Genomic DNA, 18290 nt, shown 5'->3' with positions numbered 1-18290 from the left:
CGTCACAGAGCAATTCGTTCGGACGGTAATGACCCGCGCGGAGCCGACGTATTCCGAACCGGCGCAACGCGTGCTCGTCGCCGCCCGTTGGCTCGGCTGCCTCGACAACTTCGCGGACATCATCGACCCGGTGTTCGTCGAACAGCGTTTCGTCCCACCGAGTTTCGTCGACGGCGAGTTCGTTCCCGGCCGCTTCACAGCGCAACCGCGACTGCACGCTATCGCCAGGACAGCCGGCATGAGCGAAGAGATGGCGCGTCGGACCCTTCGCGGCCGCACCGGCCGCGACCAAGCCGCCCGGCTCCGCGAGCTACTGGCCGCCGCCGGGTACTGGTACCATCCCGCGGGCCCGTACGCGCCACCCGCGGAAGCTGCCCGACCCGAGTCCTCCGCGCCCGCCCCGGCTGCCGCCGCCGACCTGACTCATCAAGTGCCGGAGGTGTTCCCGGAGCAAGAGCGGCTTCTCCGGTGGTACCGAAACCTCGTGGAGGACAGCTCCGGCGCACCTCGGCAAAGCCTGGCGGACCACATCGAGATGTTCGGTCTGGAGTGGAGTCAGGCGCGGCGGTGGCTCACCGAAGCGGGGTTCGACGCCGATGAGCACGCCGCCCGGCCCTCGGCGGAGTTCCCGGCTCCCGAGGCGACCGGCATCGCGGCGTGGCCCGCGGCGGTCCGCGGCTACCTCGGGCTGACCCCGGCGGATATGGACGCGCTGGTCGACGCGACGCCGGGAAGCTGGGCAGCGATCGAAAGCGGCGACCGAGCACTCGAATCGGCACACGCGCGCGCCCTGTTGCGGCGGGTGCCCGGCGCACGGACGGCCTATTTCGCGCTGGTGGACCACGTCGACGGCTTGCTCACCAAGTTCTACGACCCCGCCTATCCCGAGGGATACCCGCACGTCGGTGCGTACATCAGATTCCTCCGTGACGCCAAGGGCAGGTCACGAGCGTGGCTGGCTCGCGAACTGGGGAAGTCGGCGGACACCGTGAAGCATTGGGAGAACGGGCAATACGGGCCGCCGAAGGAGGCCGTACATCGCATCGTCGAACTGCTCGCCCCGCCGTTCGGTGTGACCTACGACCAGATCGCCGAGACGTATTCCTACCCCCGCCGCCCCGTCGTATTTCCGGACCCGCTGATGTCGGTGTCACTCGGCGAATACGTGCGGCACCTACGCACCCGGAACAATCTCACCCGAGCCGAGACCGCCGAGATCGTCGGGATTCCGGAGGCCACCCTGCAGGTCGTCGAGAACGAGAAACACGCGGCGAGCGAGCCGACGGCCCTGAGGTTCTATCGCCACATCGTGGCGGAGGACGGCGAGACCGGGCCGAGTGTGGTCGACGCCGCCGCGCTGTCGGCGACGACATGGAACGACCTTGCGAGCGCCTGGGGATACGGCACCCGCCTGGATCCCGTCACCGACGCCGTCCCCGACCCGGACGCCTACGACACCGTCCACCAGTGGATCAGGGCGCTGCGTAGGTACTTCCAAGCGCAGTCCGGGACGACCCGCTCCGAGTTCGCCGCGCAGGCCGGGCGAAGCGTCCGATCGATCCGAGCGATGGAGAAGGACCGCAAGCCGCGGCTGATCGTCTTGCGCACGCTGCGGGACAATCTGGGTTTCTCGCCGGACGTGCTGCAGAAGGCGCTGCGGCGCTTCTACTCTCGCCCCGAGGCGGCATCGCTCGACCCCGCCACCGAACAGTTGTTCTGGGATCTGGTCGCGACCCGGCCGGGCTCGACCGAGGAGCACGAACTACAGAATCGGATCTTCGAACGGTACGCGTGGGTCCCGCAGGTCATGGCACGCCGCTGGACCAGCAGTCCGGCCGACCGGGAGGACCTCGAGCAGTCGGCGACCGAAGCGGTGCTCAAGGCCATCAAATCCTTTGTACCCGTGGACGATTTCGTCGCGGTCGCATGGGCGTCGGCTTTCTACGCGACACTCCGATACACCAGGACGAACACCATTACCGGGCGGCGCGAGACAGGCGATCTCTGGCGAACCGAGACCGCGGACGAAACCTCGGGCGACGCCGCGGCGGCGTTCGACTTCAGGGCCGACCTGCGGCGTGCGGTGTCCGGACTGCCCGCCGGCGAGACGATCGAACAGATCGTGCTGAAGTTGGTGGAGGGCTACACATTCGAGGAAATCGGTGCCGCGCACGGGTTACCGCCGGAAACGGTCCGGGACCTCCTCGTCGAGGCCACCGACACTCTCCGCGAGGCGCTCGGGGACGACACCCCTCCCCACCGAGACTCGTCACAGCCGCCCACGCCCACGCCGTGGCGCCGGACGCGCGCGGCCGCCCACGACTCTCGCACACCGTGGAACGGTCGTTCCGATGCTGCGGGATCCGCAGCGGCCCAGGGCAATTCGAACATCGTGCCGTCGCATGTGAGTAGCTGTCTCACCAACACCGTCCGCGCCGCCTGGGCCGACGGCTACGACAACGCCACCATCCCCACCAACCCCCACGCCCACACCTGGAACGACCTCACCACCGCACTCCACACCCACCTCCACGAAATCCCCATCCCCACCACCCAACCCGGCACCGACCCCCTCCACCACATCATCGACACCATCCTCGACCCCACCAACAACACCACCAGCGCCACCATCATCATCGACGACGGCACCACCGCCCACGGCTACTACATCACCCACACCACCGACACCCACGGCCAACCCCACGCCCTCATCTACGACACCAACACCCCCACCCACCACAACCCCAACCCACCACCCCACCAACCCACACGCATCCCCCGCCTCCGCACCCACACCCAATGGACCCAGTCCTACCCCCACATCCACCGCGCCTTCATCACCTACTTCCACACCACCCCCCACGGCACCCTCCAACCCACCCCACCACCACCCGGCACCAACCTCCACGGCACCACCAACCCCATCCAAGGACCACCCAGCGACGGCCGGCGCAACGGAGACATCCCGGAACGATGGCAGCTCGAACGCATTCGGGACCAGGAACGAATCGCCGCGATCCGAGCGGGTGACCTCACGGCATTCGACGGGCTGTATCGGGATTACTACGGGCTGGCCCTCAGCGCCGCGATGCCGATCGTCCGTGACCGAGCCGCCGCCGAGGACGTCGTGGCCGACACCTTCGCCACCCTGCTCGAGCAGATTCGCCGGGGAGTCGGGCCGCAAGAGGGTTTCGCGCCCTACCTGGCGCAGGCCGTCCGCCGAGCCGCACTCAGGTTCCGGGACCGGGCCGACCGGATGGTGCCCGTCGAAGAGGCGGCTACGCTCGACCGCCGACACCTCGATCGCGAACCGGCGCACACGGAAGCGGAAGCGGGCGATTCGGCGATCAGCGGCGCCTTCGAATCGCTGCCCGACGAACTCCGCAGGGTGCTGTGGCTCGTCGAGGTCGAGGGCTACTCCTCGGCGGAGGTCGCCGAGCAACTCGGGACCACGAGCGCGGCGATCGATGACCTCACCGCCCGAGCGCGTGCCGAACTGGCCGCGGCCTTCGCGGCCGCGCGGCCGGAGCGCGGTCCGTTCGTCGCCGCCCTCGCGGCACTCGCCGCGGACGGCGAAGGGCTCACCGACGCGCTCGCCGCCGGCGACGAGACCCTGGCCCCGCCCGACGAGACGCTGGCGACCGAGGTGGCCGTGATCGACGCGGCGCGGGGCGAACGGCAGGAAGACCTCGGCATGTTCGTACGGCGTCTCCGGCCGGAGACGCGCGAATGCTTCGTGCGCTGGTTCATGGGACAACCGGTGGCCGATATCGCGGCGGCGACCGGACAACGCCGATCCGTCATCGAACCACGACTGGCTTCCGGGATCCGCACCGTGGCGAAGATGCTGACCGGCGAAGAGATCACCCCCGAACGGCGGCGCGCGCCGGCGCGGCCCGTCGCCTCCGACCTTACCGACGAAATGACACTGCTGGTGATGGAGGCGGTCTGGGCGCACGAACCCGAATTGCTCGAGTCGGTGGATCCACCGCTGTCGACGGAGGAACGGGAGTGGTTCGAGCCGTACTTCGTCCATGGCCGCACCGTGCCGGACATTGCCGCGAGCCTCGGGCGGAAGCCGCGATCGGTGCGCCGCCGGTTGCATCGACTGGCACAGCGGCTCGCCACGGGGCTGGAGCCCGGCGTGGTAGAGCGATACCTCAGCGGCGGCAGACTCCGGGCGGCCAACCGGATGGATGTCGCCCGGGAGGCCGGCGTGAGCGAGCCGACCGTGAAACGGGTTCTCCGCGGTCAACTCGACGCCAATCCCGAGACGATCGAACGGATCCGCGCGGCGGCCCGGCGCCTCGGCGTGGGGAGCGGACGCCCGGGCGTGGTCGCCGACGGCGACGAGGCCACGTCGAGCTCACCGGTGCCGATCGTGCGTGACGACGACCGGGTGCCCTACCAGCTCCGCGGCAAGGAACTGCAGATCGTCCGGGCCGCGCCGGCCGCCGACCTGCGGCGGCTGATTCCGTTCCTGAGTCAGGGCGATCAGCAGGTCGCCCGATTGCTCCTGCTGGAGAGTGTTTCCGCCACCACCGCCGCGCAACGGCTGGACCGTCCGGTCCCCTCGATCCGGCAGGCCCAGCATCGCATCGCGGTGCTGCTGGCGGCGATGCTCACCACGGAGAACTGGGATCTGCTGCTGGCCGAGGCGGTTGCCGCGCACGACCCGGCCGTCCTGGCGGAGGCCTTCTCGAAACTCACGCCGACGCAACGGTTGTACGCCGACCTGTATCTGACTCGAGGACGGTCGACAGCCGATATCGCCGCCGCCCGCGGTGTCCGGCAGGACACGGTCAACCGGCTGCTACAGCGAATCGGCCGGGTGCTCGTCCGGGAACTGCCGTCGATTCTCGTGCGGCACTATATGAGTCAGGGCCCGCTCCGCCGAGCCACGCTGGCGGATGTCGCCGCGGGATCCGGCGTGAGCGAGGTGACGGCGCGGCGGGTGCTCACCACCGGCGGCGGTGATCCGCGGACCGCGCAACGGATCCGCGCCGAGGCCGAACGGCTCGGCTGGACGAGCAGACGGCCCGGTGTGGTGGTCGGCCGCGATGACGGCACCTCTCCGGTTCCGGTGGCGAGTGCCGGAACGGTCGACTATCCGCGGCGTGGCCGGGCGTTCCGGATAATCCGCGCGGCGGACCCCGACGTCCTGGCGGCGAGCGTCGACATGCTCCCCCCGGCGTATCGGGTCGGCGGCACGCTGCTGTATTCGGACGAGCTGACCATCGCCGAGAAGTCGAGAGCGCTGGGGCTCTCGTCCGCCCGGATCAGCATGCTGCGCCAGGTGGCCGCCCCGCGCTTGGCGACCCTGCTGTCGACGGGTGTGCTGCTGTCCGACGGTACCGCGCTGAGCTTGGTCGAGACGGTGGCGGCGAACCAGCCGGAGTTGTTGACGCCGTGCTACTCGCAGCTGTCGCAGATCGAATGGGAATACGCCGATCTATATCTGGTGCAAGGTCTTTCACAGCCCGAGGTCGCCGAAGCGACGAACCGGAGCCCGAGCACCGTCAGGACGGCGCTGTACCGCATCGCCCATATCCTGGCGGCGGAACTGCCCACCGGCGTGGTGCGGCAGACGATCGAGCTGGGCTCGCTGCGCCGGGTGACACTGGCGGACATCGCCGAACAAGCGGGCGTGAGCAAGGTGTCCGCCGACCGAGTGCTCAACGGTCGCGGCGGCACCAATGCCGAGACCGCGCAACGGGTGCGGGCTACCGCAGAACGGTTCGGGTGGACACCGCAGCGGCGCGGGATTGTGGCCGAGACAGCGGCCGGTCTGCTCCCGGCCGGTGAGTTCCCCTGGCACGCAGAGGATTACAGCGACGCCGACGATGTGTCCGGATCGGAGCCGAACGCCCCGACGCCGTGGAGCGACCGGCGGCACGCGGCAAGGAGCGGATCGAACCGAGCCGGTCGGACCCCGTGGACCGAACCCCCGGCCGGGGACAACGGCGCATCCCCGGCGGCCGAGCCCGCGCAGCCGCACCCGGTGCCCGAACACGTCCGCAAGTGTGTGGTGCAGACCGTCCGCGCCGCATGGGCGGTCGGCTACGACGGCGCCCTCATACCCACCGATGACGCCGACAGCTGGGACGAACTCGAAACTAGCCTGGGCAGCCACCTCAGCCCGACGCCGATCGCGGCCACCACCGACGAGAACCACGACCCGCTCGGCTACCTTCTCGACGCCATCGCGGACCCGGACAACGATCTGGACAGCGCCGTCATCGTCGTGGACGAGGGCGACGCCGGCGGCCGGGCGCACGGATACCTGGCCACCTCCGTCGCCGGCGAAGTCGTCATCTTCGACACCAATATCCCTTCTCGCGCCGCTGGTCCGGAAGCCCCTGATACTCGCGTCGCCCGCGTCCGGACGCGCGCGAACTGGCGGCAGTCGTTCCCGCGCGCGCAGCGGGCGTTCGTGCTCGAATTCGTCGCGACCGACCAGGGCCTGCAGCCCCGTCCCGGCCGCCGACCCGACCCGGCCGACCGCTCGCATCGCCGGCGCCGCATCCTCGGGCCGCCCACCGGCGAGGGGCCGGAGCGCGGGTCGGGGCCGGTCCGCAGGTGGCGAGCCGACGGCCGGGAGCTGTCCCGGCGCGAATTGCAGGTGCTCACACTGGTTTACGAGGGTCTGTCCGTTCCGGAGATCGCGTCGAGGTTCGGCCTGGAAGTGGGAACCGTTCGCAACCATCTGTCCAACGCGGTCCGGCTGCTCGGGGCCGGCAATCTGATCCAAGCGGTGGCCGAGGCCAGGCACCGCGGGCTGGTCGGAACCGGCGACCGGCCACAGGCGGCGACGTCCGTCCGGCTGTCGCCGCAGGACCTCGAGCTGCTGCGCCTGATGACCGAAGGATTGACCGACCGAATCATCGCCAGACGGCTGGGGGTGGCGGAGTACACCGTCCAGCGTCGCAGAGATCGGATCGGCGTCCGGCTCGGCGTCGAAGGGCGAACTCCGATCGCGTTGACGGCATTGCGGCTCGGGCTGCTCGATCGGACCGACGATGCCGACGAGTCCACCGCCGCCACCGAGCAGCCGTCGGCGCGCGACGAGATCGACCTCGCCCTCCTCGCCGCCGCCAACGCGGAACTGGCGCGCGGCACCGATACGCCGTCGACGCGGGACATGGCCGCGGCCCGCGCGGCGCTCGCCGAGCACGCGTCCGCGTTCGCCGCGGTCGGCGACGGCACACCCCGGGACCTGGCCGCCGCGGCGGCTCCGTATCTGTCGGCACTGCTCAACGACGCCCTGCTCACCCTGACCTCGACCTACGACCGCACCGCCGGACTCGATCGGATACACAGCGCGGAAGAGGTATTGATCGCGTGCCGGGACCTGCTGCCCGACGAGCCGGTCCTGCGCGACGCCGCCCAGGCCGTGCGGGAACTTCGGGCACGGCTCGAGACAGCGGCCGCGGAACCGTCGTCCGCGCAACGCCGTTCCGCCCGGATGCGCGGCCTCGTCGTCCGGCACCTGGAAACCGACTCACGCACCGTTTCGGTGCTCGAGCAAGCGCTGCGGGTGTTGCGCGACCACGGCCGGACCGAGCCCGCGTCGGCCGCCCCGACCGTGGAGGAGTCGAGCGTCACCGCGGCACGGCCTCGCTCGGTAACCGCGCCGTCTCCGAACGCCTCGCTGTTCGCGCACGTGCTGCCCACCGACGTGCACAGCGCCGAAATCCTCGGAGGAGAGCGCAGTTCCGTGCACAATGTCCGGCTGTGCACGGAGCAGGTGCTGCGGAAATTCGGCATGTCGAACGCGCCGATCACCGTCGCCGACGACGGCCCCCGATGGCCGGACGACACGGTGGGCGCGACCGCTCGGACCACTTCCTGCGCGGTCGCGGCCGTCGCGTCCCGGCGCACCGTCCGTGCCCTCGGCCTCGACGCCAGGGAACACCTGCCGGTCGAGGCCACTCGGGCGTTCTTCACCGCGCGCTGGGAGGAACGCGGCAGCCTGCGGCGCCTCGCTCGCGAGCACCCCGGCGTGCACTGGCAGCAGGTACTGGCCTCCGCGAAGGACAACGCCGCCGACGTGCATCACCGACTGACCGGGCAGCGACCGGGGCCGGCCGATCTCGCGGTCGACTTGCACCCCGACCCGGTGGACCCCCGCTCGGGCTGGTTCGAGGCGCGCGTCCCCGGCGCCGACACCGCGGCCTACTCGGGCCGGTATCGGGCGGAAGATGTGGCGGTCACCGCAATTACGGTGCGGCACAATGAATCCGATGCCGAAGCCCGAGCCGGGCGGCAGTCCAGGGTGACCGGTCCCGACGCGGACGCCGGACCGCACCGGCTGCTCACCGGGGACGGCAGCGTCTTCGCCGGGACCGTCCACCGTTCCGATCCGGACCATCCACAGTCGGAACTGCTCACCCGGCGGGCCGAGCGGTGGGCCGCCGAAACCGCCGGACAGAATCGGGTTATCGCGGTCGAAGGCCGGGTGCCGCAGCCGGGCGCGACGGCACGCGAATCGTTCGCCGGACCGCGCGGCGAGATGGCGATGATGGCTTATATCGGGCGAGAACACGACATCGACGTCGTCTCGCTCGAGGAGCAGCCCGCGGCACAGGTTGCCGCACTCATCGAACAGGGCCACGATCGGGATGCGGTCTTCCTGTACTACATTCTGCGCCAGATGCCCCAGGGCCTGCGGGCAGAGGTGGCGGACATGGACAGCCACCTGCAAGAGGCGCTGGATCTGTATTCGTTCGTGCTCCCCGAAGGCGTCGACGCCCGGACCGAATTCTTCCGCCTCATGGCGCGCGAATACCCGGACCTCAACTTTCCGCGCAATTTCGCGAAGTTCGACGAGAACTGGCTGCTGAGCGAGACCACCGACATGGACGAACGTACCCGGCAGAGCCGAGTGCGCGCCGTCGCCATCGCCTGCCAGGTCCGTCGGGAGCACGTCGCCGCACAGAAGATCCGGGACTACATGGCCGCCGGCACGAAGGTCTTCGCCGCCTACGGCGAAATACATTTCGAGAACATGCGGCCGATGCTGCCCGTGTTCGCCGCGGGTCCGGTCGTCGAACTGGGCGCCGACCGGGCCACACCGGACCCGACGCCCACCACGTCAACCCCGGTCGCTCCGGTCGCTCCGGTCGCTCCGGTCGCTCCGGCGAACGATGCGTTCGCGCAGTGGCTGCGGGAGTTGCAGGATCGCGGCGTCGATACCGAGCGGATGATGTCGAACCTGGAGACGGTCTGGGACTACCTGAGCCGGGATCCGAAGTGGGCTTTCCGGCCCGAGCACGAATACGATGCCGTGGCCGTGTTCGGCAGCCCGGATATCGGCACCAGCGCGGTCGTCTCGAATTTCCTCGCCGAGCACGATCTCGGCGGCATCCCGGTGGTGTTCTCCGGCTGGGCCGGGAAGGAGGCGGGTTCGCGGCGGCCCGAGTCGGAAACGTTCAGGGTCGCCGCCGAGCGACTCGGATTGAACGCCGCGAGGGCCATCGAGGAGCCGCACGCGCAGAACACCCGGCAGAACGCGATCAATACCGTGGCACTGCTGCGTGAACGCGGCCACGGCACCGACTCGCTCGTCATCGCGTGCACGCCGCAGCACGCGCGGCGCGTGTGGGCGACGATCAAGAAGCAGACACCCGAGGTTCGCCACATCGGCATAGTGACCCCGCACGTGTCCGTCGACAACTACATCCGTCACGGATTGCGTTCCGAGGCAGGCGGTTTCACCGCGCCCGCGGAGATCGTGTCCGCGATCCTCAGTGAGGTCCGCGGACTCATGGAGTCGCCCGCCCGGGGACACATCGTCGAGCAGGAGATTCCAGCCGAAATCCGGGACGCCTACACCGATCTCACCGAGGCGCTCGCGCGCGCGACCGGCCCGGACACCACGGCGCGCCGCGCCCCGGACGCCGTGGACCGGCTGCGAGAACGGTTCGGGCGCCAGGTGTTTCAGCGTGCACTGGCCGCCGTGGAGCAGCGAGCGAAGCGCGGCGATCTGGCTCTCGACAAGCAGCAGCGACTGGCGCTGGCGCACGGGATCACCGACGAGACGTTCCAGGCGCTGCGCCGCGGCACCACTCCCGTCGCGGACGTCGGCCGGCTGCTGGCGACCGTCTGCGGGAACAGGATTCGCCAGTACGTCGACTTCGCCGAACAACGGCAGCGCATCCGCTCGGCCCTACCGCCGGAGGTGGCCGCCGGACCCCGGGGGGACGAGTTGATCCGGCTCACCCGAGAGGAATTGCGGCAGCGATTGTCCGTACTGTCGAAGACCAGCCCGGCTCAGCACCGCAGCCTGACGTTGCGCCGGATCTGGGGGCTGACCGTGGACCAGACGGCGGCGGCGATGAAGCTCCCGGCCGCCACCGTCCGAATCCTGGATCACTATGCCGCACAGGCGATCGCGGGAGTGCCGGCCGCCGAGATGACCGAGCCCGGAACCAACGAGACACCGTGGGGCGTCGGTTTCCCGAGCACGGACGCACCGCGGCCGGCGGTCACCCTTCCCCACAAGTTGACCGATACCCAGATTCACGTCGTCGCGATGATGGCCGCGGGCCGAACCTCGGCGGAGATCGCCGACGCGCTCGACCTGACGCCAGCGAACGTGAACACCGCCAAGGCGCATCTCGCTCGCGAATTCCGGACCGGTGACACAGCGGAGATCGTGGCTGCCGCGCGGTCCTACGGCATCCTCCCCCCGGCCGTGCCGAGCATCGTCGTCGGCCTGGTTCCCCAGCAGGGCGGCCGCAGCGCGGAAGAGGCGCGCTTCCTCGAGTGGTACTGGTTCCGGACGGCCGACCGGTCGAACCTGCCGAGGCAGGGCCTCGCGGAGTACCTCGAGATGCACCAGCTCGAGCCCGATCAGGCGCGACGCTGGTTGTCGAACGCCGGAATCGGGCCCGACGCACCGGACATTCCGCCGATCGGTCGATTCACCGGCCCTTCGGACGACGACCCGGCCGCATGGCTGCCGGATGTGCGCCGATATCTCGGTGTCGCGCCGGAACGCATGGACGACCTGATCGGAGCACCGCCCGGCACGTGGGCCGCGGCCGAGCGCGGCGAGGGCACGCTGCGCCGTGTGCACGTGCGCACCCTGCTGCGCCGCGTGCCCGGAGCCCGCCGGACCTACCGATCCGTGGCCCGGTTGTTTCCGGACCTGCTCACGGCCACCGGCGAGCCGGCCTACCCGGAGGGCTACCCGCACAACGGCGCCTATCTGCGACATCTGCGCGAGTCCGCGGGCTGGAGCCGGCCGATGCTGGCCGAACGGATCCGCAAGTGGCCCACCACCATCGAGGAGTGGGAGAACGGCACCGTCCGGCCGCCGCGAGACGTGGTCGAGGAATTGTTCGACGTCCTGCCGTTCCCCACCGATGTGACCTACGACGAATTCGCGGCGGGGTCGACCTACCTGCCGCGGGAACCGTTGCTCTTCCCGAGTCCGTACGTGGCCGGATCCTTCGGTGAATACCTACGGCACTTCCGCCGCGTGAACCACCTGACCAGGACGGATGCCGGACGGCTGCTCGGCCTGTTCGTCGAGGCCATCGAACACCACGAGGACAACCCTGCCGCCACGGGCCGGGACCTCACGATGCTGAGACTGTTCCATCGGGTATTGCATCGGGCAGGCCCGTGGAACGACCTCGCGGACGCCTGGGGATTCAGCTATCGGATGGATCCGGCCGGCGAAACGATCCCGGTCCGAAGCGATTACGTGTCGGATGCCGATTGGTTGAAGGCGATGCGCCTGTACCACAGGCTGACCCAGGCGGAGATGGGCAGGCGGATGGACCGGCCGACCCGATACATTTCGGAGCGGGAGAACGGGGCGGTCCGGCCGCGCCCGGAATTTCTCCGGGAGGTCGCCGAGAGGCTCGGCGTGCCGCGCGAGAGCCGTGCGTGAGCGCCGTGCGGCGTATGCGCGAACCGTTCAGCGCAGGCCGGTGCCGCGGGCCAGGGCGGTGTCGATCAGGGTGGTGACGAGGGTTCGGTTGTCGATGCCGGTGGCCTCCCACATCCGCGGGTACATGGAGATGGAGGTCATGCCGGGCATGGTGTTGATCTCGTTGAGTACCGGGCCGTCGGCGGTGACGAAGAAGTCGACGCGGGCCAGGCCCTGGCAGTCCAGCGCCCGGAACGCGCGCACCGCCAGATCGCGGACCTGTTGGGCCACATCGTCGTTCAGCTTGGCGGGGATGTCGAACTCGCACACGTCGTCGAGGTATTTGGTGTCGAAGTCGTAGAAGCCCGCGGTCTCCGCGTGGTCGGCCTCCGGCATCCGGATCTCCGCGGGCACACTGGCTTCCACCCGGCCGTCGGGGAATTCCAGTACGCCGCATTCGATTTCGCGTCCGACGAGAGCCGCCTCGACGATCACCTTCGGATCGTGCTGCCGCGCCGCGGCGACGGCGGCGTCGAGTTCCGCCCACCGGTTCACCTTCGTGATGCCGATGGACGAACCGCCGCGGGCCGGTTTCACGAACACCGGCAACCCGAGCCGCTGCCGCTCCGCCTCCGAGAGGGTCACCCTGCCCGGCCGCAGCACCACGTGGTCGCCCACCGGAAGCCCCTCGGCGAGGAGAAGCTTCTTCATGAACTCCTTGTCCATGCCGGTGGCACTGGCGAGCACGCCCGGCCCCACGTACGGCAGGCCCGCCAACTCCAGCAGGCCCTGAATGGTGCCGTCCTCGCCGAACGGGCCGTGCAGCACCGGGAAGACGACGTCGATCGCGCCGGGCCCGGCATCGATATCGCCGAGTGCCAGCAGGTTGCCGGCCCGGGTCGGATCGGCCGCCAGCACCAACTCCGCCCCGGTCGAGTCCACCGCGGGCAGGGCCCGGTCGCTGATGGCGAGTTCGCGGGTGTCGGAGCCGCCGAGCACCCAGGTGCCCGCGCGGGTGATGCCGACCGGTACGGCGTCGAATCGCCCGGGGTCGAGGCTGCGCAGCACGAAACCGGCCGACACGCACGACACCGCGTGTTCGTTGCTGCGACCGCCGAACACGACCGCCACCCTGATCCGACTCATAGACCGAACCGTACCCGGGCCGGGTACGGGCCAATCATTCCGGCTTCATCCGCCGGCCGAGCAACTGCCCGACCGCCTCCGCCACCGACAGCCCCTCGTGGCACACCCGATGCACCGCGGTGGTCAGTGGCATCTCCACGCCGTTGCGTTCGGCCAGCGCGCGGATCGAGGTGCACGATTTGACCCCCTCGGCGACCTGACCGTGCGTGGCCTCCTGCGCGGCCTGCATGGAACCGCCCGCGCCGAGTACGTGACCGAACGACCGGTTGCGTGACAGCGGCGAGGTGCACGTGGCCACCAGGTCACCCACCCCCGCCAGGCCCGCGAGGGTGACGGGGTTGGCCCCCAGCGCCACACCCAGCCGGATGATCTCGGCCAGCCCGCGGGTGATCAAGCTGGCGATCGAGTTGTCGCCCAACCCCATTCCCGCCGCGATCCCGCAGGCCAGGGCGATGACGTTCTTACTGGCACCGCCGATTTCACACCCCACCACATCGGTGTTGGTGTACGGGCGGAAATAACCCGTGCCGCAGGCGTGCTGCACCGCCTCGGCGCGCGCGGCATCGACGCAGGCGACCACGGAGGCGGCGGGCTGCTGCGCGGCGATCTCGCGAGCCAGGTTCGGCCCCGACAGCACCGCGATGCGGTTCTCGGCAGCGCCCGTGACCTCGGCGATCACCTCACTCATCCGCAGCAGCGTCCCCGTCTCGATGCCCTTGGCCAGACTCAGCAGGGTGGCATCGGCGCCGATCGCGTCGCGCCACGCCGCGAGATTGGCCCGCAGTGACTGCGACGGCACCGCCAGCACCACGGTGTCGGCTCCGTCCAGCGCCGCGCGGAAGTCGTCGGTGGCGGCGATACCCGGCAACAGCACGTCGGGCAGATACGCGGGGTTGCGATGCTCGGTCGCAAGCGCTTTGGCCACCTCCGGCCGCCGCGCCCACACCGTCACCTCGGTACCCGCATCGTTCAGAACCTTCGCGAACGCGGTCCCCCACGACCCCGCGCCCATTACCGCCGCCCTTGTCATGCAGCCAATATGCCACTCGTGACCGGCCGACATCCCCGAGTCCGCTCGAACCCGACGCCCCACCTGTGAGCTTCCGCACGATCGGGCCCGTCGATCCTCCGCACAGCGGGCAATCCCGTCCACCTCGTCACCGAGGACGGCGCCACCCGGCGCACCACCCATAGACTCGAGACCATGCGTCCGGATTCCGTCCACGCCGTGATCGCGGTCAAGCACCTCGATCGCGCCAAGAGCCGACTAGCCGACCGCTTGCCCCCGGGCGACCGGTCGCGCTTGGTGCTGGCCATGCTGTCGGACACCGTCTCGGCCGCACTCGCCGCGGGCCTGGGTTCGGTGACGGTCGTCACGCCGGACCCGGCGGTCACCGCCGCCGTCGCGGTTCTCGGCGCCGACGTGCACCCGGATCCCGCCGGCACGCCGCGACCACTCGTGAACCTCGCCGGGCCACCCGATGACACTGCGACGGCACCGGTCGCGACCACCCCGGCACCGCCCACCGACACCGGCCTGAACATCGCCCTCTCCGCCGGGGCCGCGGCGGTCCGCGCCCGCCACGGCGCCGTACATCTGCTGGCCCTGCAAGCCGACCTCCCCGCCTTGCGTCCCGCCGAACTGACCGACATGCTGGCCGCCGCTCCCACCGGTCGCGCGTTCGTCGCCGACCACGCGGCCCGCGGTACGGCCGCGCTCCTGATCCGCGACGGCACGGCCGCGCTGCACCCGCTGTTCGGCGGCGATTCGGCCCGGCGGCACCGCGACTCGGGCGCGAAGGAACTCGACGGCGAGTGGCCCGGCCTGCGGCTCGACGTCGACACCGAGGCGGACCTGCACCGCGCCGTCGCGCTGGGTGTCGGCCCGGCCACCGCCGCCGCGCTGCACGCCATCGGATGGCCCGAACATGTTCACCGGGAGCACACACGGACGTTCGCGATGAATCACATGTGTGCTGGATGATCGCCGGAGCGGCGCCGTAGAGAGTGCAACGGTGGTGTTGCGTGTGACACCGCCCGAGGGTAAGGGATGATCGTGAGTGTGAGTGAAACGGAGACCGTCCCGCAGCCGCCGCGACTACCGGCCGCGCCACCGGCGGCCACACCGCCGCCCTCCGACACCGCGACACCGCAGTTGCCCGCCGATCGCTACCTCAATCGCGAACTGAGCTGGCTGGACTTCAACGCCCGGGTGCTGGCCCTGGCCGAGGACGTGTCGGAGCCGTTGCTCGAGCGCGCCAAGTTCCTCGCGATCTTCGCCTCGAATCTCGACGAGTTCTACATGGTCCGGGTCGCGGGCCTGAAGCGGCGCGCCGAGGCCGGTCTGTCGGTCCGGTCGGCCGACGGCCTGACCCCCACCGAGCAGTTGGAGCTGATCGCCAAGCGCACCCAGGATCTGGCGGTCCGGCACGCCCGGGTGTTCCTCGATCAGGTGCAGCCGGCGCTGGTCGAGCAGGGCATCGCCATCATCGGCTGGTCGGATCTGGACGACGAGGAGCGGCGGCGGCTGTCGGGGTACTTCCAGGATCAGGTCTTCCCGGTGCTGACCCCGCTGGCCGTCGATCCCGCGCACCCGTTCCCCTACATCAGTGGCCTGAGCCTCAATCTCGCTGTCACGGTGAAGGATTCCGAGACCGGCGGCGAGCATTTCGCGCGCGTGAAGGTGCCCGACAATGTCGATCGCTTCGTGCGGGTGCGCCGCACCACCGCCGAGGGCACCACCGCCCGGCTCGCGGCCTTCCTCCCGATGGAGGACCTGATCGCCGCGCATCTGGACCAGCTGTTCCCGGGAATGGATGTGGTGGAACAGCATTCGTTCCGGATCACCCGCAACGCCGACTTCGAGGTCGACGAGGACCGTGACGAGGACCTGCTGCAGGCGCTCGAGCGCGAGCTGGCGCGGCGGCGGTTCGGTTCGCCGGTGCGGCTGGAGGTCTCCGACGACATGACCGAGCACATGCTCGATCTGCTGCTGCGCGAACTCGACGTCGATCCGGGCGACGTCATCCAGGTGCCGGGCCTGCTGGACCTGTCGTGCCTGTGGCAGGTGTACGGGGTGGACCGGCCGCATCTCAAGGACGCCCCGTACGTCCCGGCCACTCCGTCGGCGTTCGGCGAAAGGGAGACGCCCCGAAACGTTTTCGCTGCCCTGCGTGAGGGCGACGTGCTCGTGCATCATCCGTACGACTCGTTCTCCACCAGCGTGCAGCGGTTCATCGAACAGGCCGCCGCCGACCCGCAGGTGCTGGCGATCAAACAGACGCTGTACCGCACCTCCGGCGACTCCCCCATCGTCAACGCCCTCATCGACGCGGCCGAGGCAGGCAAGCAGGTGGTGGCGCTGGTGGAGATCAAGGCCCGCTTCGACGAGCAGGCCAACATCAAGTGGGCCCGCCAGCTCGAGCAGGCCGGTGTGCACGTCGTCTACGGTCTGATCGGCCTCAAGACACACTGCAAGACCTGTCTGGTGGTGCGCCGCGAGGGTGCCACCATCCGCCGTTACTGCCACATCGGCACCGGCAACTACAACCCGAAGACGGCGCGGCTGTACGAGGATGTCGGATTGCTCACCGCCGCACCGGAAATCGGCGCCGACCTGACCGATCTGTTCAACTCGCTGACCGGGTACTCGCGCAAGGCCAACTATCGCAATCTGCTGGTGGCGCCGTCGAGCGTGCGCTCGGGCATCGTCGAACGGATCCGTCGTGAGACCGAGCTGGCGCAGCAGGGCCTGCCGGCCCGGATCCGGTTGAAGGCCAACGCGATCGTCGACGAGCAGATCATCGACGCGCTGTACCGGGCCTCGCAGGCCGGGGTGCCGGTGCAGATCGTGGTGCGCGGCATCTGCGGGCTGCGCCCCGGCGTGCCCGGCATGAGCGACAACATCGAGGTGCGCTCGATCCTCGGCCGCTTCCTGGAGCATTCGCGGGTGTTGCATTTCCGCGCGCAGGACGAGTTCTGGATCGGCAGCGCCGACATGATGCACCGCAATCTGGATCGGCGGGTGGAGGTCATGGCGCAGGTGAAGGATGCCAGGCTGTGCGAGCAGCTGGAGCAGGTCTTCGATTCGGCGCTGCATCGCTCGACCCGCTGCTGGGTGCTGGAACCCGACGGCAGCTGGCAGGCCCAGCCCGATCCCGACCACGTGCACGACGAACAGGTGCGCGACCACCAGGAGTTCCTCATGCGGCTGCGGCGACCGGGTCAGCAGTGAATCGCTCGGCTACACAGGATTTCGAGGACGTCGGGGTGTCCGATCCCCGGGTGAAGGCCAATATTCTCGCCGCGGGCGCGGTGTTGTGGCGCCGGGCGCCGGGCGGCGACGCGATCGAGGTGGCGCTCGTGCACCGCCCGAAATACGACGACTGGTCACTGCCGAAGGGAAAGATCGACCCCGGCGAGACCCCGATGGTGACCGCCGTGCGCGAGGTGGCCGAGGAAACGGGGCTGCACAGCCGCCTGAGCCGCTATCTCGGTCACGTGACCTATCCGGTTACCGGGCATCGGAAACTCAAGCGAGTGGACTACTGGGCCGCGTCGGTCGCCGAGGGCGCCTTCGTGCCCAATTCGGAGGTCGATCAGTTGCGGTGGCACCGCGTCGACCGCGTGATGGATCAGCTGTCTTACCCGATGGATCGCACCATGGTGCGCAATTTCCTGCGGCTGCCGCCCGACACCGCCACGCTGCTGCTGGTGCGTCACGGCAAGGCGGGCCGGCGCGAGCGTTTCCGCGGCCCCGACGACGAACGTCCGCTGGAGAAGGCGGGCCGCGATCAGGCGGCGGCACTGACCCCCAATCTGCTGGCATTCGGTGCCGCCGAGATTCATTCGGCGCCGCCGCTGCGTTGCGTGCAGACGATGGCCCCGCTCGCGGAGTCCCTCGGCGTCGAGATCGAGCTGGAGCCGCTGCTGTCCGAAAGCGGTTATGCCGCAGCACCGGACGAGGCGCTGGCGCGCGTGCGCGAGCTGGTGTCCGCCCCGGTCGTGCGCACGATTTGCAGTCAGGGCAAGGTGATTCCCCCGCTGCTGCGGCGCTGGGCCGAAATCGACGGTGTCACACTGCCGCCCGCGCGCAACCGCAAGGGCAGCCTGTGGGTGCTCTCGGTCGCGGACGGCCGCCTGGTGGCCGCCGACCACCTCGACAAGGCCCTGCGCGTGCACGGCCACAGGCACGAATCCGGGCGGGGCGGAACGAGTTCCACGGACGAAGCACGTTAAACCTGCCCCGCCCGACGAACCGCGC

6 protein-coding genes are annotated in these 18290 nt (G+C 69.8%); 4 read left to right on the top strand and 2 right to left on the bottom strand.

What is annotated here, in order from left to right; all coding sequences use genetic code 11:
* Window positions 1-28 precede the first annotated feature (28 nt).
* The gene (locus NWFMUON74_RS35650; RefSeq protein ID WP_342452781.1) at window positions 29-11902 is read left to right on the top strand and encodes a sigma-70 family RNA polymerase sigma factor; all 11874 of its coding nucleotides are present in this window, start codon (window positions 29-31) and stop codon (window positions 11900-11902) included.
* 27 nt (window positions 11903-11929) lie between these two features.
* Here the strand turns inward: NWFMUON74_RS35650 and NWFMUON74_RS10145 are convergent, their stop codons facing one another.
* The gene (locus tag NWFMUON74_RS10145) at window positions 11930-13027 is read right to left on the bottom strand and encodes a D-alanine--D-alanine ligase family protein (protein ID WP_187687576.1); all 1098 of its coding nucleotides are present in this window, start codon (window positions 13025-13027) and stop codon (window positions 11930-11932) included.
* 34 nt (window positions 13028-13061) lie between these two features.
* Window positions 13062-14057 (bottom strand): NAD(P)H-dependent glycerol-3-phosphate dehydrogenase, encoded by a 996-nt coding sequence (locus NWFMUON74_RS10140; protein ID WP_187687575.1) that lies wholly within the window; start codon window positions 14055-14057, stop codon window positions 13062-13064.
* 174 nt (window positions 14058-14231) lie between these two features.
* Between NWFMUON74_RS10140 and NWFMUON74_RS10135 the strand changes: the two genes are divergently transcribed.
* The 3 genes from NWFMUON74_RS10135 (at window position 14232) to NWFMUON74_RS10125 (ending at window position 18265) form a co-directional block, all read left to right on the top strand.
* The gene (locus tag NWFMUON74_RS10135) at window positions 14232-15011 is read left to right on the top strand and encodes a CofC family guanylyltransferase (RefSeq protein ID WP_187687574.1); all 780 of its coding nucleotides are present in this window, start codon (window positions 14232-14234) and stop codon (window positions 15009-15011) included.
* A 66-nt stretch (window positions 15012-15077) separates the two neighbouring features.
* Window positions 15078-17261, top strand: coding sequence for an RNA degradosome polyphosphate kinase (locus tag NWFMUON74_RS10130; RefSeq protein WP_187687573.1), 2184 nt, complete (start codon window positions 15078-15080; stop codon window positions 17259-17261).
* Between the two features lie 35 nt (window positions 17262-17296).
* Window positions 17297-18265, top strand: coding sequence for an NUDIX hydrolase (locus tag NWFMUON74_RS10125; RefSeq protein ID WP_232110940.1), 969 nt, complete (start codon window positions 17297-17299; stop codon window positions 18263-18265).
* Window positions 18266-18290: the final 25 nt, after the last annotated feature.

The organism is Nocardia wallacei, from assembly GCF_014466955.1.
GTDB lineage: Bacteria > Actinomycetota > Actinomycetes > Mycobacteriales > Mycobacteriaceae > Nocardia > Nocardia wallacei.
The sequence above is the reverse complement of the archived record's forward strand: the minus strand, read 5'-3'. Positions and strand labels throughout refer to the sequence as shown.